Source organism: Ruegeria sp. AH3, assembly GCF_056536265.1.
This window is the reverse complement of sequence record NZ_JBQFJL010000002.1, coordinates 782254-804454: the sequence shown is the minus strand read 5'-3', so window position 1 is coordinate 804454 and position 22201 is coordinate 782254. Positions and strand designations below refer to the sequence as shown.

Sequence of the window (22201 nt, the reverse complement as noted above, 5' to 3'; positions counted from 1 at the left end):
ACATCGGAATACAAACCGACAGACAATGCCGTACACATTCGCAAATTCATCATCGAAAAAAGTTGTTGGGCGCTGGTCTCGTTAGGGTACACCCCACCAAAACGAAGCGATGAGACACTAAAAACGTATCAATTAAGTGTCTTGTAATTACCGAAGTGATTCTTATATCGAGTCTAGAGCCAAACGAGACACGGTGTGAAAATGAAAATCGGATATCGCAGAGTCAGTACGACAGATCAGAACTTGGACCGGCAAGAGCTCGACTGGTGTGAAAAGGTCTTTGAAGAGAAGCTGAGCGGTGCGAACCGTGATCGGCCAGCGCTTCGAGAATTGATCGACTTCGCCCGAGAGGGCGATGAGGTCATCGTTCACAGCCTCGATCGCTTAGCCCGAGACCTACGCGACCTAGAAGGCATCGTAGACGAGCTGAACGAAAAGGGAGTCACGGTTGAATTTCTGCAAGAGCGGCTGCGCTTCTCGCCAGATGCAGACGATCCGCTGTCAAAGCTGCAACTGCATCTGATGGGCGCCTTCGCCGAGTTCGAGCGATCTATGATCCGCAAACGCCAGGCCGAAGGTATTGCCCGAGCGAAGGCCAAAGGCGTCTATAAGGGCCGCAGAGCCACCATAGACCGTGATCGGGTTGCTCAACTGCACGCAGTTGGGATGGGGGCTACGGAGATAGCTAGTGAGCTTGGGATTGGGCGGGCGTCGGTTTATCGGGTATTGCAAGGCAACTGAACGTAGATGTAGACACAACGGCCACACAGCTGCCGTTCGCTGCTCTTGCAATATTAAGCCCTACCGAGGTCAGCTTTGCGCAGGAAGCGGACTTTGCAAATTCCGAGCAGCAGCCCGATGCTACCTTTAGTTCAAAGAAAGGTGATTTTGCGACGAACCTAACGATCCCACATATTTCGCTGGAAATCACAAATACCAGAAATCAAAAGAGGTATCCTGCAAGGCAATCACGAAAACGCCAGAACCCGTTATTGCCTGCAAGTCGGGCTTTTTCACATCACAGCTCAGGTACTATTGTCTCTACTTGCGTTTCGGCATCGTTCTGGATTTTCTGAAGCTCGTCGAGCCAATTATCTTCGTGAAATGCGAGCGTTGCTTCGAAATGGGCATCCAAGACGCCAAATGCTTGGTAAATTGCAATAAAAGCCTTGTCTTTGTCCGAACGGTTCTGTTCCCGAATGCCAAAAAAAGCATCTGTGGCGCAGTTAGATGGAATTGGAAGACTAACCTTATTTGCAAAAACCACATCGACTGCATCAAAGCGGAAAGAAATCATGCAACCGTCTTTGATGTTTGGTTCACGATGCAAATTCGCGATCAGTTTCTGATCGATTAACGTGGCATCTGAGCGATAGCTTGAAGCACCCCATCTGCCCTCGCGAGAACCTCCAAATACTTGAGCGCCGCGGTTCGGATCGGCACCCATAAAAAACTCACTATAGGCGACGTCGCCTAAATCGCCGCGCCCCGCGTAAGTCCCTTTTTCAAAGGAGCCGTATTTTTCGTTCATGGCCGCGTAGACAGCATCCAGAGAGTTCTTATCAACAGAGAGTTGCCGAAAAACTGCAAACACTCGATTATCCAAAAAGCCAACAGAAATTCTCTCATCGCCAGGGTTGGCCTCATCCAAAACGAACTGCATTCCTTCTATTCGAGGGTTGTTTTCTAGGGCATCTCGCATCGAACCTTGTTGTATCAAGTCCAGGTTGGTGGTTGGTAAAGTGTAAGATTGACCATCAGGTCTGGTTGAGAACCAGCTAAGATTTGAGAGGATGAATGCCCCGTTAGCAGGGTAATTTTTGTCGGCGGGGCTCTCGCTATAGCCGCGCTCGTTGATCAATATTTGTATGACATCCTCTTTACTCATACCGACTTCAAGTCCCAATACGTCGAGGTTTGCGGGGCTTTTTGCTTCTGACGTAACAGAAAGTGGCAATATCCGCTCGGCAGAAAACTCCGCAGATTTGTTGCCCGCGGAAACATCTATCGACGCGACACTGTCCGCTAGTTCGACATTCATCAAAAAAGATTCAGGACAGCTTTGGGGGTCAGGTACAGACACCCAATTTTTACTGGCTTCCGATTTCCGTAATAAACCGTTGCACCGAAGTACTTTGTGAACCAGCCGAAAACGGCCTGCATTTTCGCCAATTGCCAATTCAATAAAGCCTTCAGGCTTAGCGTTGGGACCGACACTACCCGCATAGAACCCACCGTTTTGTTCCTGCGCCTGTGCGCCTTGCCCCAACAAGAAGGTAAACGACACCGCTGTTGCAGCTACAATATGCTTCATGATTCTATCCCATTTTACTCAGGTACATAGTCGAACTCGAAACCGGCTCTAAATTTACGAACGGCGCAATCTTCACATTTGAGACGCGTCAAAAATTTTCACATCTGTGCATGTTGTTTAGCAGATCACTCGAAATGTTTCTTGTTGGCAACCCCTTACGCGTCGGTACACTATGCGTTGACGGATGCTTCCGGTGTCGTGCAATGGCGATGCAGGTTGCTGCAACATCGCTCAGCCTGGACGGCTGGCATTCGGTCCAAAGCCGGTCTATGACAGTCCGGAAAGCTGTTTTGAGATTGCGCGATGTAGCAAAAACGGAAAGGCTAGGGAATTTTCCGGGCTCTGGCGTGTCCCAAACTTGCCGCAGATGGGCTTCAGTTCTTCGCACGCTGGTCCCCCGCGACAGTCTATACAGGCCCTGCGCAGAATTGGATGACACCAAGATGATCGTGTTCACATGAAGAAGACGAAAAGTTTTTTCGGGGCGGCCTCTTTGGATGTGGGCCGTTCCATTTTCAGCCGAAACCAACTTAAAAGGGGCTATTCATGATACCCGCAAACTGGAAAACACTTACTGCTATTGCGCTATCCGTGCCAACGGCTTCTCACGCCCAAGAAATACGGAACGGTAATTACAGCGGAGCCACGCAGGCCAGCACGACCGTGGTCGTGAACATCAACAACAAGCGGGGAGACATCACAATCCTCGCCAATGGCTGCCTTGGCTTCGTGGAGGGCATTCTGGCGCGCAATGACAAGGGACAGCTCTTTCTGGTCGATGACCTCTATGACGAGTCGCAGTGCGCGGTTGCCCTCATTCCTCAGAGTGCGACGAGCTTTCAGACACAGGAAGGGCCAGAATGCAGTTACCACCACGGGGCTGCTTGTGACTTCAATGCTCTTGTTCAGTTGCAACAATAGTAGGAATGCGAGATGCGATGGATTCTAGAGCAAATCGATTACAAGACGTTCTGAACATCACGCCTCTACCATTTTCTAACCAGTTAATAAGACTGATCCCAACACTGCTGCCCGCCAAACCAGATGTTGACACTGCTGCCTAGAAATGTGGATTTGCCGGCTTAATCGGGTCCATTAATGAGCTATTGCACCATTCAAGAGCAAAGATGCGGAAAGCAGTAAAGCCCGCAATCCGCACTTGCAGAGTCTCGTATTGAAAGTCCGCTTCGGGCTGAGACCTGCCGAATGCCTCTGCGGCAACTTAGCGGTACGGCAAAGGCTGCTCAGGGCTCAAACCACCTGTCTGAACCCGCTGCAGAGAATGGCAGCTCAGTGCCCCAAAGCTCCGGATCCTGCTCAGTGCACAAACGACCGCTACTCAAGCACCAACTGACATTGGGCAAGGCCAGATTTCTGGCCCTGTTGACGCTTTATTCTGATATTGGAGCCTAATACAGGAAAAAGACCCCTATTTTACCATCCAAAGCTATTGGCACATAGCCGAAGACAACTTCAGTGGGGGAAGACTAATTTGACATCCCAACAATCGCAGCACCCCAACGTCTCATAGACTCCAACGCCTTTCCGATGCACCCTGTAAGAATAAAGGGTTGGGTCTGGAGGACATATGCGCGGAAATGACTTTGCTTCACTCGTTCACCGAATTCTGACGACCGAAGCCCAATTCAGCTCAAAAGAGGTCGCGCGGCATATGGGTCTGGAATACGATGCCTTTTACGCCCGTCTGCGCAACCGGACAGTGTTCTCGGCAAATGAAATAAAGGACTTGCTTTCTGCCATGCCTGACGCGCGGCTTGTGGGCTACTTCCTCGAAGAGACGAACTTTGTAGCAGGCGACCGTATCGAATCCAGCGGGCGCGACGACGAAGAAAACCTATACCGAGCCACCAACCGTATCGTTCTTGAAGCAACAGAAGTGATGCGCGCCATGCATCTTGCACTCGCAGATCACCGGGTGGATCATCAAGAAGCCCTAACCATTCAGGCCGAGATAGAAGAGGCTGAACGCGCTCTTGTTGCCTTGCGTCTGCACATTGCCGAAGCATCTAAAAAGCGCAGCATGTCAAAATAACACGCGTCAAATTGATTGCGCCAGACGTCGGAAACACTCATTTCCCATGCTCCACCCGAAAAGCAAGGAGCCCCAATGGATAGTTCTTCCGGCCAACATAATCCTCTTAGCATTCGGTTAGGTTTCACCACGCCACAACACAAGAACACAGGGTTTTCCAACCGCACACCGAGTGAGCCGACAACACAGGAAATCCGCACCGGAGCAGAAGGCCACCTTATCAGCTTTGCGCCAACGGGCTCCGGTAAGACTTGGGCATTGGCCATCCCCACCTTGCTGGATTACCCCGGGTCCGTTGTGGCCTTTGATCCCAAGGGCGAATTAACGAAAGCTACAGCGGCGCGCGGCAGGCCATGGGTCAGGACGTAATCATTCTGGACCCCTTCGGGATTACTGGCCTTGAAGCAGAAAGCCTGAACCCAATGGACCTTGTTTTGGGCAAGGAGCCAACATTGGAAGATGCCCAAAGTCTAGCGGCATCTGTCATCAATAGGGTGAGCGATCTGGAACCGTTTTGGGATATCAGTGCGCGAAACCTGGTTGCCCAACTGCTGCTCTACACACAGTATGAAAGCCCGAAGGGGCTGCGAACCCTACACGAAATCAACTATCTGCTGAACCAAAGCCTGAAAGATTTTGGGCTCACCATCCGCGATATGGCGCGATCCAAAAACAATCTGGTTTCAAGCGGAGCCCATTCCCTACCGACACAAGCAGACAGAACAGTGGCCTGTATTCTGGCATCCGCCCGAAGCCACACCGAAGTCTTCAGGGGCGAAGCCGTTCGAAAAGCAACCAGCGCCACAAGCTTTCCCTTGGAAAAACTGGATGGGGATAATGGTGTAACTATCTATCTGGTCCTACCACCTGTTTATTTACGCAGCCATTCCGCGCTTGTCCGAGTCTGGATGGAAGCTTTGATTGGTTGGCGTGTTCGACAGGTTAATGAAGTCAAACGCGAAACGCTTTTTCTCATTGACGAGGCCGCGCAATTGGGGCCAATGGATTTTTTGCTCACTTCGGTGACCCTGCTGCGCAGCTATGGAGTAAAGTGCTGGACCTTCTGGCAAGATCCCCAACAACTTCAGGCCTGCTACCCTCAGGATTGGCAGACGCTTTTCAATAACTGCCGCTACCACACTGTATTCGGTCGCCAGTCCTTCCTCGCCGAAGAAGCCTTTGCGCCGCTTTATGGAACAGTCGAAAACGATCTGAAGCAATGCGGGTATTTCGTTGAGCTCGGCGAAACGCCTTGTGCCTTTACACGCCCGGACGTTAATCGCGTGGTAGAACGTGTCCGCTCGCAGCCGCAACTCAAGGTCGAAAGAAAAAAGCCAAAGCCAAGTGAAGCAAATGCAGCTTTAAGCAAGCTGCTCAAAGAAGCTCCCGAACGCCCTGAGCCAGATTGCGGCGCGTGCGTTGATCCTATCCCTTTCTAGTTGGTTCCCTCCACCCCTAGTTACGTTCGGGCTAAAGTGACTTTTTCTGTTCCAATCAGCTTCGGAAAACAGAGTCGCGGTCGCGCGTTTCGTGACAGTGGTGTTTTTGCAGCACCCCGATTTAACCTTCTGCTTTTTGCATTCTTTTCTCAAGATCCTCAAGCATCCAATGGTCTGAAGGCTGCAAACGCCCTTCCTGACAAAGTTTCTGCGCAATACTAAGAGCGGCCTTGTACTCCGCGGCGGCGTTACTGCCTGCTTCCGCAAGTTTGACATGGGCGATTATCAAAGCACGTTGCCAGTCCGCATTGTCCGGATCACGCGCAGCAAGTGTGGCGCGGACTTCCATGGCCTTGCGGTACTCTGAAAGCGCTCCCGGGCGGTCCCCTGTGGCCGCCAGCATATTTTCCGAACTTGTCGTGGCTGACCGAAAGATTGCGCTGCCAGCCCGCATTGTCCGGATCGCGCGCAGCGAGTGTTTTATGCTTGAATAAGAGTTCCTCATAAATGCGTGTCGCCGCAACTCTATGACCCTTCCGCACCAGAGTATCGGCTACGTTACCCAACAAGTTAACTGGGGTATTACCCAGTACCCAAGATGAGCCGGAGCCACCTTCATGCTCTTTGCTGAACCGCTCCGCAGCTTCATAAGCCCCTTCATAGTTTCCGAGTTTGTTCTGAATATGCACAAGTCGGGCAAGAGCCAAACCCGTTTGGGGTGAGCCTGCGAGCAACATACGATCCGACGCCAAAGCAAGGGCGTGCGCAAGATCATCATGTGATAATCTGTCAAAAGAACCAGGTTCTTCGACCAATGCTCCAAGCAATTCATCCAGTATCTGATAAAGCTCACCCTCCTTCGGCCAGTTCTCGAGGCTGACCGAGGCCATACCAGAGTGCCGGTAGGTTTCAGCAGCCTCTGCAAAAAGCCGTTCCGTGAAACGCGCGATGTCATTGCGGGACTGATCGACAACATCGCGCACAAATCGGTAGCGGATTTCCCCGTCTTTCAATCCGCCACGCGCTGCGGTTTCAAAACGCGCCTCGGACAGCCGGTCGACCAGACTGACCACAAAGCGGCTTCCCAGTACACTTGCCAAGAGCAAGGCCCGCCTTGCATCAGGAGCGGTGTCGTGCAGCCGTTCAAGAACGATTTCATCGATTGGAAGTTCGGATAACTCCGGACCTTTTCGCAACCATCTTCTGTCAGATCTGCCTGCTGATCCATGTCTTGAAACCAGATAGGACGTGATTTCATTCTGGCGGCAATCTGCTCCAATTTGCGTGGGTTCCCGCCACTCTTCTCAACAATTCGCTCAACGATCTGTTCCGAAAGCCCCGGAAACTGGTTCTTCAAGGCTGGCGTTAGATCATCAACAGGTTCTCCAAGATCAATTTGGACATAGCGCTGTTCTGACAAAGTATCACCACCGACCCCTGTAAATGGCCCGGGATCGCTCGATCTGCGACTGCTTGCGTGGTGCAAGACCTCGGCGATTTTACTGCGGGGCTGCTCAACGTTCTGCCCATCTCGCCACTTAAGAAGCTGGCGGCTCCAATGTGTGAGAATAAGCAACAAAGGCCATCCTTCCCTGGTGCTCGTCGCGATTAGTTTTTCGGTAAATGCTGCTGTTGCTTGATCCCTGTCAGCAAACTGCGCGTCGTCAATTAGCACAACAAGCGGAACCCCAACAAACCCCTTTGAAGCAGGTGAAAAGAGGCGGGACAAATCGGCAATAACGCCATAAACAACAGAATCGATCCTTTTCCCAGCAGCATCCAAAGGAGCATCGCCGTCGTTTATGTGCTTTTTGACAATTGACCCGATACTCAAAACACTCGCGCCGATGCGCTTGATCAACCCTATGCCGATGGCTTCACCGGCGACTTCTATCGAAGCATCCGCAATTTCGATACCAACTTCAGACGCCAGATCTAATGCCTCAACAACAAGCGCACGTTTGCTTGACTTTCGGCGCGCCCATAGTTGTGCTGCAGTGAGGTGAGGAAGCAAGTCTTCCAGGCCGTTGAAGACAGTATTACCGGGGTTGGGGCCATCGGCAACTGCAAGACCCCACCAGACAAAATTCGAGGTTGCGCTGTAGTTGAACTGGTTGTTCTCGGCTTCTGGCATCACCGCAACGCGTTCAGCTAACCGAGCATAGTCATCAGGCCAATAATGTTCCGGATCACATTCCGTTGTCAGGTGTCGATACAACTCCATTGCTAACCGGGTTTTACCCAATCCTCTTTCCGCGTGGATCATCACTACGCGGTTAATTGGTTTTTCCACTGGTTTGCCGGGTTTTAGCTGCCTCGCGGCTTCTGCGACTTCTTCATAGGCACTCTTCAGCCGTTCTAAGTCGGCATGGCGATTCTCGCCGCAAAAGCTAAGTTCTTGCACGCTAAACCCTCTGATTAATCATTAGGAGCGAGAGCACCGCCACCTCTTCAGAAGTGCTATCGCAAGGAAAACGTTTATTTTATTGAACTCTTGCACGGCCTTGATGTCTTAACAAAACTTTTTTGAGAACCTCCCAGAAAATGCAATGTTGAGGAAGTGTTCATGACAATTCCCGCACATTTCTGTTGACCAAGTACAGAAGGTGTGTGCCTTGTTTCGTTTTCCAAAAACTCTATGGCGACTAAACAAGCTCGAAAGTTATTACACCTAACTGGATTGCTGCACCCGCATCCAAAGTCAAAATGTGCCATTCCTGATTTTCATTGCTGTCGCTAAGCGCGGTTCGGACGTTCGTTTCTGGAGAGGCAAAGGCGGCTCAGTCCCGCTCAGCTGCTATTTAGCGTCGGGCTCTGAACGTCCGGTTTGCGCGGTTTGCAACGCGCTGAGAGCAAAGCCACAAAGTGCGGTGGAGGTCTGCTTTGGGCTGAGGGTGTGTGAAAACTCTGGCCCACGAGCTCTCTCGTCGTGCTCGTTTTAAGCGCCTGTGTAAAAGCTCTCCCAGAAGCGCCAGAGAATGCACATAGAGGGTGCTTTCGTCGTATTTTGCTAGACCGTCAGAGTTTTCACACAGCCTCGGCTCAGAGCAGTCATTTGACATATTCAGTAGGACATTAACGCGGTTCTAACAGCCTAGTGCCTCCTGCGCGGACAGAGCGGACCTCTGGCGAGCAATTTCCAACTAGTTTTTCCGGCTCAGAGCCAACGTAAACAAAACGGCCAATTGTCATCTTTTTGGATATGCGAAAAAGGCGCTGCGAGATTTATCGAACTTATGATTGTGCCAATTATCGCGCAACGACGCATAGGTGATGATACGTGATTGAGATTTCGGAAGGTTGGGATCGCGCACGTAGACAACTTGCTCTGTGTCATTAAACCCCATCAACACAAAAGTGTGACCAGCATCTTGATGGACTTCAATCAACACCGGCAACCCCTTTTTCAGATGTCGCTTGATCCTGTTGAGGCCGGAAGCAAATCCCGAGCTGGTGCGTGGATAGCTCTGTATCTTCCACCTATAACCAACTTTTCCAAGTGCGTAGTTCATGTCACGCCAATATGTAAAGTCTTTGTTTCGCTGGCTTATTGGCTTGTGGCCTTCCGCTAAGGCCTTGAGTTGTCGTGGATCGGCAGCATCACCAAAATAGCGAAGAACCATCGCCGCAGATGTTGGCACACAGAGATTAGGTCCCTGACGAATATGGGGCACATCCAAACGTACAATCGTTTCAGAAACCTGCGGCGAAGGAAGCTTTCGGTGAGAAATTGAGCCTTGTTTCCAACTGATTTCTGCGCTCGAATATGTCGCCCAACACAGAGAGGTAACGAAAATCAACAAAGCTGATAGTAGGCCTGACCTTTGAAAGTGCATTCAATACCTCAATCTATTCAATTTCCACAACAAACGAGTTAGTGTTTCCCCAATAATCTCCCCACTTGTTGGAAAACCTAGGTGTTTCACTGTTCCGATTGCGCCTAACGTTCATATACACGGTGGTATACTCTTCATTGTTCCAATTGTTTGGTTGCCCTGGAAGCCAGTTAGTAAATCCGACTTCCTCGCCACTGTCCCATGTCCAACCACTAGATGGTTCTTTAGAGTTCTCGATTTGGATCAAGCCTATTGTCGGGCCAATCCACGACGTTCCGATGCCGTCCATATGCCAATAAGCAGGATCACGCGAAACCAAGTCCGAAATATATCCGTTTTCTTCTTTTGTGCTAATCGAGGCTAAATAGCCGTTTGCTTGATCGGCGAAGGCTTTTGCTTCGAGCCATGAAACTAGCGTCGGCGGCTGTGCTACAACATATAGGTGATGATTGAAGTAGCCATATGTAAGCCGCATCCCTTCGAGAGCTACTGAAGCTTGAACCAATCTCGGATCAGAATTCTTTAAAGACAGAAGTTCTGGAGAGAGCTTTCGGCTGACCTCCTGCGCTTCAGTAAGTTCACCTACGAGTGTTTCCGAGACGTGATTTGTAACGGAAAGTGCCTCGAGTGTCTCATTGTCAAGAATACCGGTATCAGTGATGCCAATCGACTTTTGGTAGTCAGCGACTGCATTTCTGAAGCTTTGACTCACTTGTCCCGGCATGTAGTCGTCTAAAATACCCAGATCTTGCAACTTTTCCTGTGCGCTCAAAATTGTTTGCTCTAGTTGGTTTGATGGGGAGAGCGATTCCGGCCACAAAACAAAGTAGCCAACAACCCCGCAGGCGCTGAATAGACCGACTAGAAAAAGCGAATATACTATCTGAGTTAGGGAACGCTTTTGAACTCCAAGTTTTCCCCCTTTGGGATTTACTGCGTATACTCGAACGGGAGTAGCTATGTTTTTTAGTTTTTGAGTACCAAGAGGTAGATAAGTGACTTCAACTTGGTTTTTGAGCAAATCGTACGCAGTTCCAGAGACAACCAACCCGCCAGGTTCAGCTAAGCTTTCGAGCCGTGCTGCGATGTTGACTCCGTCTCCGTAGAAATCACCATCATCATAGATCACGTCTCCTAGGTTTATGGCCATCCTATAAGCAATTCGCTTTTCCTTTGGGAATGACTCCTCGCGAGTTTCAATTTCCTGTTGGATAACGACGGCACATTGAACGGCTTGAACGACAGACGAAAATTCTGCGAACCAACCATCTCCTGTGAATTTTATGAACTTTCCATTGAAAGCGGCAGTCGTAGGTTCAACAATTTCGAGCCGATGCCGCTTTTGTCGGGTTATTGTGCCGGTTTCGTCCAGTTCGACCAAGCGACTAAAGCTAACCATATCGGTTGCTAGAATGGTAGAAACTCGACGGTCCAAACTGTGTCTTTCTACAAGTCAGGTTCTTGATAAAATTTTTCAACATCAAACCGAATAACTGCCTGTGCGTCAACTAGGGGCTTCACATTGAACTCTAGACATGTTCGGGTGAATCTTGACATGCTTCCCGTTTTTTAATTGGGCTTATTATGTTTGCATGCAGGTTGAAGAAACGACCAATTTCCCTCTATCCTGATGGTCCGCTTTGTCGCTCATTCTACTAGTTTGTTCGGTCCGCAGCATGTCCGCCATCAGCACCCATGGAACAGACTAGGTTGATTGCGTAGCGGAGGATTTCAGGCTCATCGTAACCATCAGAGAGTGGAGATGAGAATGAAATCCGGGAAACAGAAAGCGTCAGTAGAGAGAGTTGTCAAAGACATCCGCAGGAAGACACGGCGCCAGCATTCGGCAGAGGAGAAGATCCGTATTGTGTGTCCGTCATCGAATGATTTGGAACACGAGCGTTTGATTGGCTTAGGAGGATCAGGCTCGCCGTAGTTTCAATCTACGCCGCGTTCTGATGATGCAGCAAGCGGCGTTTCTGGATTGTCTGGTGTTTGATTTCCTTTCTGCGTCTGAGGATTGTTTCGGCTCGACCGAAATAGACATCGGCGGGTGTCAGATTGCTGATGCTCTCGTGGTATCGGTTGTGGTTGTAGTGATTGATGAAGTCGCCGATGGCCTGTTCGAGCGCTCCTGGCAGATAGTAGTTTTCCATCAGGACACGGTTCTTCATCGTCTGATGCCATCGCTCAATCTTGCCCTGGGTCTGCGGATGGTTGGGCGCTCCCCGAACATGATCCATACCCTGCTCATCCAGCCATTTCGCCAACTCGCCAGAGATGTAACTGCTGCCGTTGTCGCTGAGCAGCCGGGGCTTGTGGGCAACGGTGACACTGTCACAACCTGATGCAGCCAAAGCGTCTTCCAGTGTTCCTGTGACATCGTCAGCTTTCATCGTGGTGCAAAGGCGCCAAGAGACAACGTAACGGCTGTAATCATCCAGGATCGTAGACAGGTAGAACCAGCCCCAACCGATGACTTTGAGATAGGTGAAGTCGGTCTGCCAAAGCTGGTTCGGCCGCACAGTCTTCTCATGGAATTCATCCGCCGCTTTGATGGTGATGCAGGCTGGGCTAGTGATCAGATCTTGTGCCTTCAGAAGCCTGTAAACACTGGCCTCAGAAACGAAGTAGCGCCTGGTGTCGGTGAACCGCACCGCAAGCTCGCGGGGCGATAACTCGGGTTCTTCCAGAGCCAGTTCCACGATCTGCTTGCGCACCTTGTCGGGGATGCGGTTCCAAACCCTACCGGCCGAGAATGGCGATCCTCAAGCCCGGCCTCGCCGAAAGACAGATACCTGTCGTACCAGCGGTAGAAGGTCGTTCTGGGAATGCCGAGCTTTTCCAGTGTGCGTTTGATCGGCAGGTGCGAACCGTCAACCAGCCGGATGATCTCAAGCTTTTCGGATGCGGGATATCTCATTCGTCGTCTCCACCATCCTCGAACATGCTTTTTTTGAGCAGCCGGTTCTCAAGGGTCAGGTCGGCGACTACCTCTTTCAGCGCCGACGATTCCGCTCTCAAATCCTTCACCTCAGAGCTGGTAGCCTGGCGTGCGGTATCGCCAGCCAACCGCTTCTTACCGGCCTCAAGGAACTCTTTCGACCAGCTGTAATACAGGCTCGTAGCTATTCCTTCACGGCGACACAGCTCCGCTATGCTGTCTTCACCACGAAGCCCATCCAACACAATACGGATCTTCTCCTCTGCCGAATGCTGGCGCCGTGTCTTCCTGCGGATGTCTTTGACAACTCTCTCTACTGACGCTTTCTGTTTCCCGGATTTCATTCTCATCTCCACTCTCTGATGGTTACGATGAGCCTGAAATCCTCCGCTACGCAATCAACCTAGTCTGTTCCATGGGTGCTGATGGCGGACACCCGAAAGTCGCGTTGATCGCTGCGTGTAACCTGCTGATTATCCTGGGATCGGTATTGTTTGAGGCCTCACGGATCGCCTGGAGCCAGCCAATTTCGTTTCTATTAACGGGTTCGCCAAATACTTCCACAACCGCCTCAGCTGCTGCCCGGCCAATCGCCTGTTCCAGCGCAAACTGCATGTCTTCTCTTTAGCGATACTAAGGTTGGGGATGTGCGGAAGGAAACGCGGGATGTTCAACATCTTTATTTTTTGTTGAACATCAGGCATGCTCAACAAAAATTGAATCTGTTGAACACAGCAGGGATAAAGATGTTCACGCACCACTCATCCATAGCGCATGCTGCCTATCACGACCTTCTGCGGTCCTTGCAGGACGATGCTGTTTCGGACATCCGGGGCATCCCCACGCGTGTCGAACGAAACGGTAGGACCTACTGGTATGACACTTACCGTATCGGCTCTGATGTCAAGAAGCGCTACATCGGTGAGGACAGCGAAGACTTGCAGGGAAGGTTGGAGCAGCACAAGGCTTTGAAGGCTCGCCAGGAAGAGCGACGCCGTAGCCGGACACGCCTCGTGCGGCTTCTCAGAGCTGAAGGTTTTCTGGGCTTGGATGCGGCGACAGGCAGCATGCTTTCGGCGATGGCGGCGTCCGGTGTATTTCGTCTCGGAGGCACCATTGTGGGCACCCATGCCTTTCGCCTCTACGAAGGTGCCTTGGGTGTCCGTTTCGACATGGATATGGCGGCTCACACCGATGACATCGACATCGCTAGCTTCTCAAGATTGTCACTGGTGCTGGAGGATGCCGCATTCCCACCACTTGAGAATGTGTTCGGCGATTTTGACTTCGCTCCGCAGCCCAGTCTCAAGGCTGGTCGCACCTGGCGCTGGAAACAGACGCGCGGCGATACACTCGTCGAGTTTCTCACGCCATCCTTCGGTGAGGATGAAAGTGTGCGCGAACTGCCTGCTTTGGGTGTGGATGCACAAGGGCTGCACCATTTGAACTACCTGATCGCAGAACCGATCAAAGCTGCTGTCACTTACCGTAGTGGCGTATTGGTGCAGATCCCGCAGCCCGAGCGTTATGCCATCCACAAGCTGATCGTTGCAGATCGTCGTCTCGGCGAAGAAAGCCTCAAGGCTGAAAAAGATCGGCGTCAGGCAGCGTTCCTGATTGACGTGCTTGCTGAAGATCGGCCCGATGAGTTGCAGGACGCCTACGAAGATGCTCTCTCTCGTGGCCCTAAGTGGCGCTCCCGGATCAAAGCCAGCCTGAGCCGGATGCCAAAGATACAGCGCCTGCTACAAGAACAGTAAGGAGCGCGCGATAGTAGACAGTTCTCCTTGGTTCAATGAACCTGTCGAACCGGGGCAGGACTGGTTGGATTGGTAAAGCTGCCTGAAAATCAGCGCTTCTATGACCTAAAATCAATGGCTTGGCCATCTACACCGATCTTCGGGAGGCAGGGACCGGAGGTTCGAATCCTCTCATTCCGACCAATAAAACAAGGCGCCCACAGGGCCGCCTGCCCATTCCGCTACGTAGTCGGACAAAGCTGCCTTTCGTGCCTCCACGAGGGCAGCACGTAGGCTCGCCTCTACGAAGTTGCCTTGGGTGTCCGTTTCGACATGGGTATGACAGCTCATACCGATGACATCGACATGGCGGATCCTCCGTTTTCCCAAATACAACGCGGACGACTTCAGCGAGGGAGGATCGACGGCAAGCACCTCTTCTACGGTATATTTAGTGGTCCATCGCGCTTCTTCCTCGGTCGGGGCTGTATTACGCACCCCCGGTCTTATGGAAGCGAACCACTGCGGTTGGAAAGGACCATTTGGTGCGAAACAGAGACTAAACAATGTCGATAACAGTAGGTTTCTCTACGACGTTAAGTCAGCGGATCAGTACGATATAGGCGAATTTTGGTGCCGCCATGGTCAACGATCGGTCCCGGTGGCAACATCGGAAGGCGGGTGGCGCGTGCAAGTCCCGGGGTTGTGGTAACGATGCCGACGCGCCAGCCTAGGAAGCGGCTCATTAATACCTTTCCCAATGTGCCATAAAGCGAGCGCAGTCGCTTTTCATCGCCAATTCTGGCCCCGTAAGGAGGATTCACGATCACGAGGCCTTCAGGTCCTTCAGGTGGTTTGATGTCGCTGATCGAGCGGTGTTGAAAACGGGTGACATTGGAGACACCGGCGCGATCTGCGTTGGTAGTTGCGGCCTCAATGGCACCTGCATTGCGATCAGAGCCGAAATAGATCGACTCCAGTGCGGGTGCTGCCGGATTTTGTCGCAGATCCTGCCAGGTATTCCGGTCAAATGATGCCAGATATTCGAACGCAAAGGTGCGGGTCCGACCGGGATTCAGGCCGAGAGCAATCTCAGCCGCTTCAATCGGGAAGGTGCCAGATCCGCACATGGGGTCTAGAACCGGTTCGGATCCGTCAAACCCGCATTCGCGCAAGAACATTGCGGCCATGGTTTCGCGCATTGGGGCTTTTGCAACGGCGGGTTTATGGCCGCGCTTATGCAGTGGCTCGCCTGAACTGTCGACTGAAAATGTGCAGATATCCTTTTCGATTCGCAGCAGAACCCTTATGGGAGCTTCGGTTGAGATCGGAGCGCCCAGCGTTTCGGATATCGCCCTCTCGACACGCTGACGCGCTGCGCCCGCGTGATAGATGCGGGATTTCCGACTGGTGGCTTCGACTTTGATCGGTACGTTCGGGCGAAAATGTTCTGCCCATGGAAACTTGCGCGCTCGTTTGTCCAGCTGCGCCAGATGAACCGCTGGGAAACTGCCCAGGCGAACCAGAACCTTGTTTGCCCCACGCAGCTGCAGATTTGCGCGCCAGACCTCGGGCCAGTCACCGCGGCATGTCACGCCTCCGGGGGTGATGCGTGCGCCGGCAAAGCCGCGTTCACGAGCTTCGGCGCATAAGGGGGCTTCGAGGCCCGGTGTGGCGACAAGAAATATCTCGAGATCTTCAGTATTTTCCATCTCGGATGCTTACACCGGATGATCTGCGGACGCGACTGGCAAATTCCGCGACGCAATTCGCTGGCATTTTGACGCAATTCCAACGAAAGTGGTGCCTGCATGCCAGTTTCAGCGGTAACAGGTTTGCGTTTCGAGCCACGCTTGCGTAAAGGAGCGTGGATTGAAGTTGCGCCTGCGCGCGCGACCGGTGTCTTGGATGCGTGTCAACGCATCGCGCCCCATTGCCGGGTGCGGACATACCAAAGCAACAGCCCGGATTTCGGGGCGCAGGGAAGAAGGCTTGGAAGAACAGAGCGACATGCAGACTTTCAAACTCAAAAAAGGGCTAAACCTGCCGGTTGAGGGCGCGCCCGAACAGAAAATCCAGCCGGGGCCCGAGTTCTCGTCGGTCGCGGTTCTGGGAGGAGACTATATCGGTCTCAAGCCCAAAATGCTGGTGCAAGAGGGCGATGCGGTCCAACGTGGCACTCCGCTATTCTGTCATAAGGATGCGCCTGATGCGATGATGGTTGCGCCGCTGACCGGCAAGGTCGTGGCGATCAATCGCGGGGCGCGCCGAATATTGCAGAGTGTCGTGATCGAGGTCTCTGATGCCAATGATGGTGGCGTGGATTTCTCGGGCATCGGAGACTCCGAGACCGCCGAAGGTGTCGCGGCCAAGCTGTGCGCCGCCGGGCTGTGGACGTCTTTCCGCACACGCCCCTATTCGAAGATGCCTGAGCCGGGCACCAAGCCCGCTGCGATTTTCGTGACCGCGATGGATAGTGATCCGCTGGCAGGCGATGCGGCATTGATCATTTCAGATGCCGGTGAAGCGTTTGCAGAAGGTCTCGCAGCCGTCTCAAAGCTGACTGAAGGCACGACTTATCTGTGCCAGCAAGAGGGAGCATCGGTTCCCGGAGCAGATTTACCGGGCGTTGAAGCTGCTGCGTTTTCCGGGCCGCACCCCTCGGGTCTGGTGGGAACGCACATTCATTTCCTCGAGCCACTGGCCGGGGACAAGCAGGTTTGGACCGTTGGCTATCAGGACGTGATCGCGATTGGTCGCCTGATGCAGACCGGTCATCTGGACCAGAATATCGTGATTGCGCTGGCAGGGCCGGGGGCACGTCAACCGCGCCTGATCCGCACCGTGATGGGCGCATCGACCGATGACCTGACCCGAGACGAAGTATCTGTCGACGGTACCGCGAGGATTATCTCGGGTTCGATCTTGTCCGGGCGGCATGCTGAAGGGCCGACAGCCTATCTCGGCCGTTTCGCGCGACAGATCAGCATTATTCGTGAAGACCATGATCAAATCCCGATGGGTTGGATTCGTCCGATGCCGTCCAAATACTCGGTACAGCCTGTTTTGGGCTCGGCCTTTGCCAAGAAGCTCTATGCGTTCACCTCGAACCTGAACGGTGGCCGCCGCGCCATGGTGCCGACGGGCGTGTTCGAAGAGCTGATGCCGCAGGATTATCTGCCCACACAATTGCTGCGCGCGCTCTTGGTGATGGATACCGATACCGCGCAGGCACTGGGTGCGTTGGAGTTGGACGAAGAAGATCTGGGCCTTGTGGGCTTTGCCTGCCCGGCAAAATATGAATACGGGCTGGCGCTGCGCGACTGCCTCACCAAGATTGAAAAGGAGGGCTGATCCACATGGGTTTGCGCAGCTTCTTCGATCGGATTGAGCCGAACTTTACCAAAGGCGGCAAGTACGAGAAGTATTTCCCCATCTATGAGATGGTGGAGAGCTTTATCTACACTCCGAAAACCGTCACGACTGTCGCGCCGCATGCGCGCTCTTACGTAGATATGAAGCGGATCATGACCTATGTCGTGATCGCTACGATCCCTTGTATCCTTTGGGGGATGTACAACACCGGCTATCAGGCGAATTCAGCCATTGCCGCGTTGGGACCAGATTCAGCGACCGGCTGGCGGATTGCGATCCTGCAGATGTTCGGGATCTCGCTGAACCCTGACAGCATATTCGCCAATGTGATGCATGGATTGATGTATTTCTTACCGATTTACATCACCACGTTGGTGGCAGGCGGTATCTTCGAGGTCATCTTCGCCACCGTAAGGGGCCATGAGGTGAACGAAGGTTTCCTTGTTACTTCAATGCTTTACACACTGATTATGCCTGCGACCGCGCCTTTGTGGCAGGTTGCATTGGGGATCATATTCGGTGTCGTGATCGGCAAGGAAGTGTTTGGCGGCACAGGTAAAAACTTCCTGAACCCAGCTCTGGTGGGGCGTGCGTTCCTGTACTTCGCCTATCCCGCACAAATGTCGGGAGATTCGGTCTGGACCCCGGTTGATGGCTTCTCCGGCGCGACCGCGTTGGGCATTACTGCGGCTGAGGGCGTTCAGGCGCTGGCGGCTGATGGGATCACCTGGGCCAACGCCTTCTTCGGGCAAATCCAGGGCAGCTTTGGTGAGACATCGACGCTGGCTTGTATGATCGGTCTGGCCTTCCTGCTGACGACCAAGATTGCCAATTATCGCCTGATCGTGGGCTGTCTGGCAGGTACGATCGGCTTCACGCTGCTGCTGAACCTGATCGGATCGGACACCAACCCGATGTTCGCGATGCCCTGGTACTGGCACATCGTTCTTGGGGGCTATGCCTTCGGCTTGGCGTTCATGGTAACCGAGCCCGTCTCGGCCAGCCACACCAACATGGGCCGCTACATCTATGGCGCGCTGATCGGTATCATGGTTGTGATGATCCGCGTCATCAATCCGGCTTTCCCCGAGGGTATGATGCTGGCAATCTTGTTCGGAAACGTTTTTGCGCCGCTGATCGACTATTTCGTCGTCCAGGCCAACATCAAACGGAGGGCGCGTCGCCATGTCTGATACGCAATCCAACGAACCCAAAGGCGCGATCGCCAAATTTCTAGCGGCTTCGCCGGACTCGGTTGGCAAGACGATCTTTATTGCCGTAGCCGTCTGCCTTGTTGCCTCGATGGTCGTGTCCGCCGCTGCGGTCAGCCTGCGCCCGGTGCAGGAAGTCAACCGACTGAAGGATAAACAGGTCAACGTTCTGCAGGTCGCCGGCATCTACGAACCGGGCATTGACGTGACCGAGGCATTCGCCGCCTTTGAACCGCATGTACTGGAACTGTCTACCGGTGATTTCGTAGACGATCAGTTCGACCCGACCACCTTCGATGATATCGCCGCTGCCAGCGATCCAGAACTGAGCGTCGCTCTGGATGATGACCCGGCAGGGATCGGACGCAAGTCTAAATACCGCGTGATCTATCTTTTGCGTGATGACGCAGGCGCGCTGGACAAGGTAATCCTGCCGCTTCACGGTTATGGCCTGTGGTCTACGCTCTATGGCTTCATCGCGCTGGAAAACAATGGCAACGATATCTTTGGCCTTCAGTTCTATCAGCACGGCGAGACACCCGGTCTGGGTGCCGAAGTGGACAACCCACGCTGGAAAGCGCTGTGGAACGGCAAGAAGCTGCGTGACGATGCAGGTGATCTGCAGATTACCGTTGCCAAGTCGCAACCCGCAGCAGGTCCTGATTTCTATGTCGACGCGCTGGCAGGCGCCACGCTGACCTCGGTCGGTGTCGATAACCTGGTGAAATTCTGGATGGGCGACGCGGGCTACGCCCCGTTCCTGGCCAAACTGCAAGCAGGAGAGCTCTGATGTCTCAGACCAAGAAAGAGATGCTGGTCGACCCGCTTGTCGACAACAACCCGATCACGCTGCAGGTGCTGGGCATCTGTTCGGCGCTGGCGGTGACCTCGTCACTGCAGGTATCGATGGTGATGGCGCTGGCGGTGATCTTCGTGACCTCGTTCTCGTCCTTCTTCATCTCATGCCTGCGCAATCAGATCCCGGGTTCGATCCGGATCATCGTGCAGATGGTGATCATCGCGTCTTTGGTGATCCTAGTAGACCAGATCCTCAAGGCCTATGCATTTGAAATTTCCAAAACACTGTCGGTCTTCGTCGGCCTGATCATCACCAACTGCATCGTGATGGGCCGCGCCGAGGCCTTTGCGATGAAGAACCCCCCGGTCGCGTCTTTCATCGACGGTATGGGTAACGGAATGGGCTATGGCCTGATCCTGCTGCTGGTCGGCTTCATTCGTGAGCTGTTCGGGGCCGGGTCGTTGTTCGGTGTCACCATTCTGGAGACCGTCAACAATGGTGGCTGGTACGTGCCCAACGGCATGCTGCTGCTGCCCCCATCGGCGTTCTTCATCATCGGTCTGATCATCTGGGCCTTCCGCACATGGAAGCCGAACCAGGTGGAAGAGCGTGAATACAAAATCCAGCAGGTAGAGGCCCACTGATGGAAGGTCTGATTTCACTGGCCGTAAAGGCCATCTTTGTCGAAAACCTTGCGCTGAGCTTCTTTCTGGGGATGTGTACCTTCATCGCCGTGTCGAAGAAGATCTCGACCGCGCTGGGTCTGGGGATTTCGGTCATGGTCGTGCAGGCCATCACCGTGCCTGCTAACAACCTGCTGCTGAACTATCTTCTTAAACCGGGCGCGTTGGCATGGGCCGGGTTCCCGGATGTGGACCTGACCTTCCTTGGCCTGATTTCGTATATCGGCGTGATTGCGGCGATGGTTCAGATCCTAGAGATGGTGCTCGATAAGTATTTCCCGCCGCTCTACAACGCGCTGGGGATCTTCCTGCCGCTTATCACGGTGAACTGCGCCATCCTCGGCGGTTCGTTGTTCATGGTCGAGCGCGACTACAACTTTGCCGAGGCGGCGACTTACGGTCTGTCTTCCGGCTTTGGTTGGGCGTTGGCGATCACCGCGATGGCGGGTGTTCGGGAAAAGCTGAAGTACTCTGATATTCCCGATGGTCTGCAGGGTCTTGGCATTACCTTCATCACCGCTGGACTGATGGCGATGGCCTTCATGTCCTTCTCCGGCGTGAAACTGTAAGGAGGGCGGAATGGAGACCTTTACCCTAGGCGTCGCCCTTTTTACCGTCATCGTTCTGGCCTTGGTGGCCATCATCATGGCGGCGCGGTCTAAGCTGGTATCGACTGGCAACGTGAACATTACCATTAATGGTGAGAAAACCATTTCGGTCCCGGCGGGTGGCAAGCTGCTGCAAACGTTGGCAGCAGAGAAATTGTTCGTGCCCTCCGCCTGCGGCGGTGGCGGTACATGTGCACAATGTCGCGTGCGCGTGCATTCCGGCGGTGGATCGATCCTGCCGACCGAAGAAAGCCATATCACCAAACGCGAAGCGTCGTGCGGTGACCGGCTATCCTGTCAGGTTGCGGTCAAGCAGGACATGGACATTGAAGTTCCCGAAGAGGTCTTCGGCGTCAAGAAATGGGAATGCACCGTTCGCTCGAACGAGAATGTGGCGACCTTCATCAAGGCTCTGACGCTGGATCTGCCTGAAGGCGAAGATGTGAACTTCCGCGCCGGTGGTTATATCCAGATCGAAGCGCCTGCGCACCAGTTGGCCTATACCGATTTCGATGTTGAAGAAGAGTATCGGGAAGACTGGGATCGTTTCAATCTGTGGCAGTACAAATCCGTCGTCGCCGAACCGATTGAGCGCGCCTATTCGATGGCCAACTACCCGGACGAGAAGGGCATGATCATGCTGAACGTCCGCGTGGCTTCACCCCCTCCGGGGTCCGAAGGTATCCCGCCGGGTCAGATGTCGTCGTATATCTTTAACCTGAAACCGGGCGATATGGTCACAATCTCGGGCCCGTTTGGCGAGTTCTTTGCTCGCGAGACCGAGAAAGAGATGGTCTTCATCGGTGGTGGTGCCGGTATGGCCCCGATGCGCAGCCACATCTTCGATCAGCTCAAGCGCCTTGAAAACCGCAACCGCAAGATCAGCTTCTGGTACGGTGCGCGCTCGAAAAAAGAGATGTTCTTTGTCGAGGATTTCGACACTCTGGCCAAAGAGTTCGACAATTTCGAATGGCACGTCGCCTTGTCGGATGCCCAGCCCGAGGATGACTGGAAAGGTTATACCGGCTTTATCCACAACGTGCTGTTCGAGGAATACCTGAAGAACCACCCCGCGCCGGAAGATTGCGAATACTATATGTGTGGCCCGCCAATCATGAACCAGTCGGTCATCAACATGCTGCTGGATTTGGGCGTGGACCGCGAAGATATCATGCTCGACGATTTCGGCGGGTGATACCA

At 53.2% G+C, this 22201-nt stretch carries 17 protein-coding genes and 2 pseudogenes; 11 read left to right on the top strand and 8 right to left on the bottom strand.

The window, feature by feature from the left end; all coding sequences use genetic code 11:
* Positions 1-201 precede the first annotated feature (201 nt).
* Positions 202-741, top strand: coding sequence for a recombinase family protein (locus tag ACR3EM_RS21195; protein ID WP_480472892.1), 540 nt, complete (start codon positions 202-204; stop codon positions 739-741).
* A 277-nt stretch (positions 742-1018) separates the two neighbouring features.
* Here the strand turns inward: ACR3EM_RS21195 and ACR3EM_RS21190 are convergent, their stop codons facing one another.
* Positions 1019-2314 (bottom strand): hypothetical protein, encoded by a 1296-nt coding sequence (locus ACR3EM_RS21190; RefSeq protein ID WP_480472871.1) that lies wholly within the window; start codon positions 2312-2314, stop codon positions 1019-1021.
* Between the two features lie 546 nt (positions 2315-2860).
* Here ACR3EM_RS21190 and ACR3EM_RS21185 point away from each other — a divergent pair.
* The 3 genes and pseudogenes from ACR3EM_RS21185 (at position 2861) to ACR3EM_RS21175 (ending at position 5806) form a co-directional block, all read left to right on the top strand.
* Positions 2861-3235: a hypothetical protein gene (locus tag ACR3EM_RS21185; RefSeq protein ID WP_480471962.1), complete on the top strand. Its 375-nt coding sequence runs from the start codon at positions 2861-2863 to the stop codon at positions 3233-3235.
* A 667-nt stretch (positions 3236-3902) separates the two neighbouring features.
* Positions 3903-4367, top strand: coding sequence for a phage regulatory CII family protein (locus ACR3EM_RS21180; RefSeq protein ID WP_480471961.1), 465 nt, complete (start codon positions 3903-3905; stop codon positions 4365-4367).
* 75 nt (positions 4368-4442) lie between these two features.
* Positions 4443-5806, top strand: a pseudogene (locus ACR3EM_RS21175) (type IV secretory system conjugative DNA transfer family protein).
* A 121-nt stretch (positions 5807-5927) separates the two neighbouring features.
* Here the strand turns inward: ACR3EM_RS21175 and ACR3EM_RS21170 are convergent.
* The 6 genes and pseudogenes from ACR3EM_RS21170 to ACR3EM_RS21145 all read right to left on the bottom strand — a co-directional run bounded on the left by ACR3EM_RS21170 (position 5928) and on the right by ACR3EM_RS21145 (position 12936).
* Positions 5928-6155 carry a hypothetical protein gene (locus ACR3EM_RS21170; RefSeq protein ID WP_480471959.1) on the bottom strand — a complete coding sequence of 76 codons (228 nt, stop codon included), beginning with the start codon at positions 6153-6155 and terminating at the stop codon, positions 5928-5930.
* Complete coding sequence (locus tag ACR3EM_RS21165; RefSeq protein WP_480472869.1) at positions 6124-6819, bottom strand: hypothetical protein; 696 nt, start codon at positions 6817-6819, stop codon at positions 6124-6126. The genes ACR3EM_RS21170 and ACR3EM_RS21165 overlap by 32 nt, the downstream gene beginning before the upstream one ends.
* Positions 6816-8210, bottom strand: a complete 1395-nt coding sequence (locus ACR3EM_RS21160; protein WP_480472867.1) for a hypothetical protein — start codon at positions 8208-8210, stop codon at positions 6816-6818. Before ACR3EM_RS21160 ends, ACR3EM_RS21165 begins: the two co-directional genes overlap by 4 nt.
* 784 nt (positions 8211-8994) lie before the next feature.
* Complete coding sequence (locus ACR3EM_RS21155) at positions 8995-9606, bottom strand: C39 family peptidase (protein WP_480472865.1); 612 nt, start codon at positions 9604-9606, stop codon at positions 8995-8997.
* Between the two features lie 49 nt (positions 9607-9655).
* Positions 9656-11077, bottom strand: a complete 1422-nt coding sequence (locus tag ACR3EM_RS21150; protein WP_480472863.1) for a peptidoglycan-binding protein — start codon at positions 11075-11077, stop codon at positions 9656-9658.
* 508 nt (positions 11078-11585) lie between these two features.
* A pseudogene (locus ACR3EM_RS21145) lies at positions 11586-12936 on the bottom strand (IS3 family transposase).
* Positions 12937-13332: 396 nt separating this feature from the next.
* On the opposite strand from ACR3EM_RS21145, the gene ACR3EM_RS21140 reads away from it, so the two are divergent.
* Positions 13333-14346 carry a nucleotidyltransferase family protein gene (locus tag ACR3EM_RS21140; protein WP_480472888.1) on the top strand — a complete coding sequence of 338 codons (1014 nt, stop codon included), beginning with the start codon at positions 13333-13335 and terminating at the stop codon, positions 14344-14346.
* Between the two features lie 575 nt (positions 14347-14921).
* Here the strand turns inward: ACR3EM_RS21140 and ACR3EM_RS21135 are convergent.
* Complete coding sequence (locus ACR3EM_RS21135; RefSeq protein WP_480472861.1) at positions 14922-16037, bottom strand: THUMP domain-containing class I SAM-dependent RNA methyltransferase; 1116 nt, start codon at positions 16035-16037, stop codon at positions 14922-14924.
* A gap of 298 nt (positions 16038-16335) precedes the next feature.
* Here ACR3EM_RS21135 and ACR3EM_RS21130 point away from each other — a divergent pair, with 298 nt between their 5' ends.
* The 6 genes from ACR3EM_RS21130 to nqrF are packed head-to-tail and all read left to right on the top strand — an operon-like array spanning position 16336 to position 22196.
* Positions 16336-17679 carry a Na(+)-translocating NADH-quinone reductase subunit A gene (locus ACR3EM_RS21130; protein ID WP_480472859.1) on the top strand — a complete coding sequence of 448 codons (1344 nt, stop codon included), beginning with the start codon at positions 16336-16338 and terminating at the stop codon, positions 17677-17679.
* Positions 17680-17684: 5 nt separating this feature from the next.
* A complete protein-coding gene (locus tag ACR3EM_RS21125) occupies positions 17685-18893 on the top strand; it encodes an NADH:ubiquinone reductase (Na(+)-transporting) subunit B (RefSeq protein WP_480472857.1) in 1209 nt (402 codons plus the stop codon).
* Positions 18886-19701, top strand: coding sequence for a Na(+)-translocating NADH-quinone reductase subunit C (locus tag ACR3EM_RS21120; RefSeq protein WP_480471955.1), 816 nt, complete (start codon positions 18886-18888; stop codon positions 19699-19701). Before ACR3EM_RS21125 ends, ACR3EM_RS21120 begins: the two co-directional genes overlap by 8 nt.
* Positions 19701-20354 carry an NADH:ubiquinone reductase (Na(+)-transporting) subunit D gene (locus ACR3EM_RS21115; RefSeq protein ID WP_152460184.1) on the top strand — a complete coding sequence of 218 codons (654 nt, stop codon included), beginning with the start codon at positions 19701-19703 and terminating at the stop codon, positions 20352-20354. The genes ACR3EM_RS21120 and ACR3EM_RS21115 overlap by 1 nt, the downstream gene beginning before the upstream one ends.
* Complete coding sequence (gene nqrE / locus ACR3EM_RS21110; protein ID WP_050603817.1) at positions 20354-20962, top strand: NADH:ubiquinone reductase (Na(+)-transporting) subunit E; 609 nt, start codon at positions 20354-20356, stop codon at positions 20960-20962. Before ACR3EM_RS21115 ends, nqrE begins: the two co-directional genes overlap by 1 nt.
* A gap of 10 nt (positions 20963-20972) precedes the next feature.
* Positions 20973-22196: an NADH:ubiquinone reductase (Na(+)-transporting) subunit F gene (nqrF, locus tag ACR3EM_RS21105; RefSeq protein ID WP_480472855.1), complete on the top strand. Its 1224-nt coding sequence runs from the start codon at positions 20973-20975 to the stop codon at positions 22194-22196.
* Positions 22197-22201: the final 5 nt, after the last annotated feature.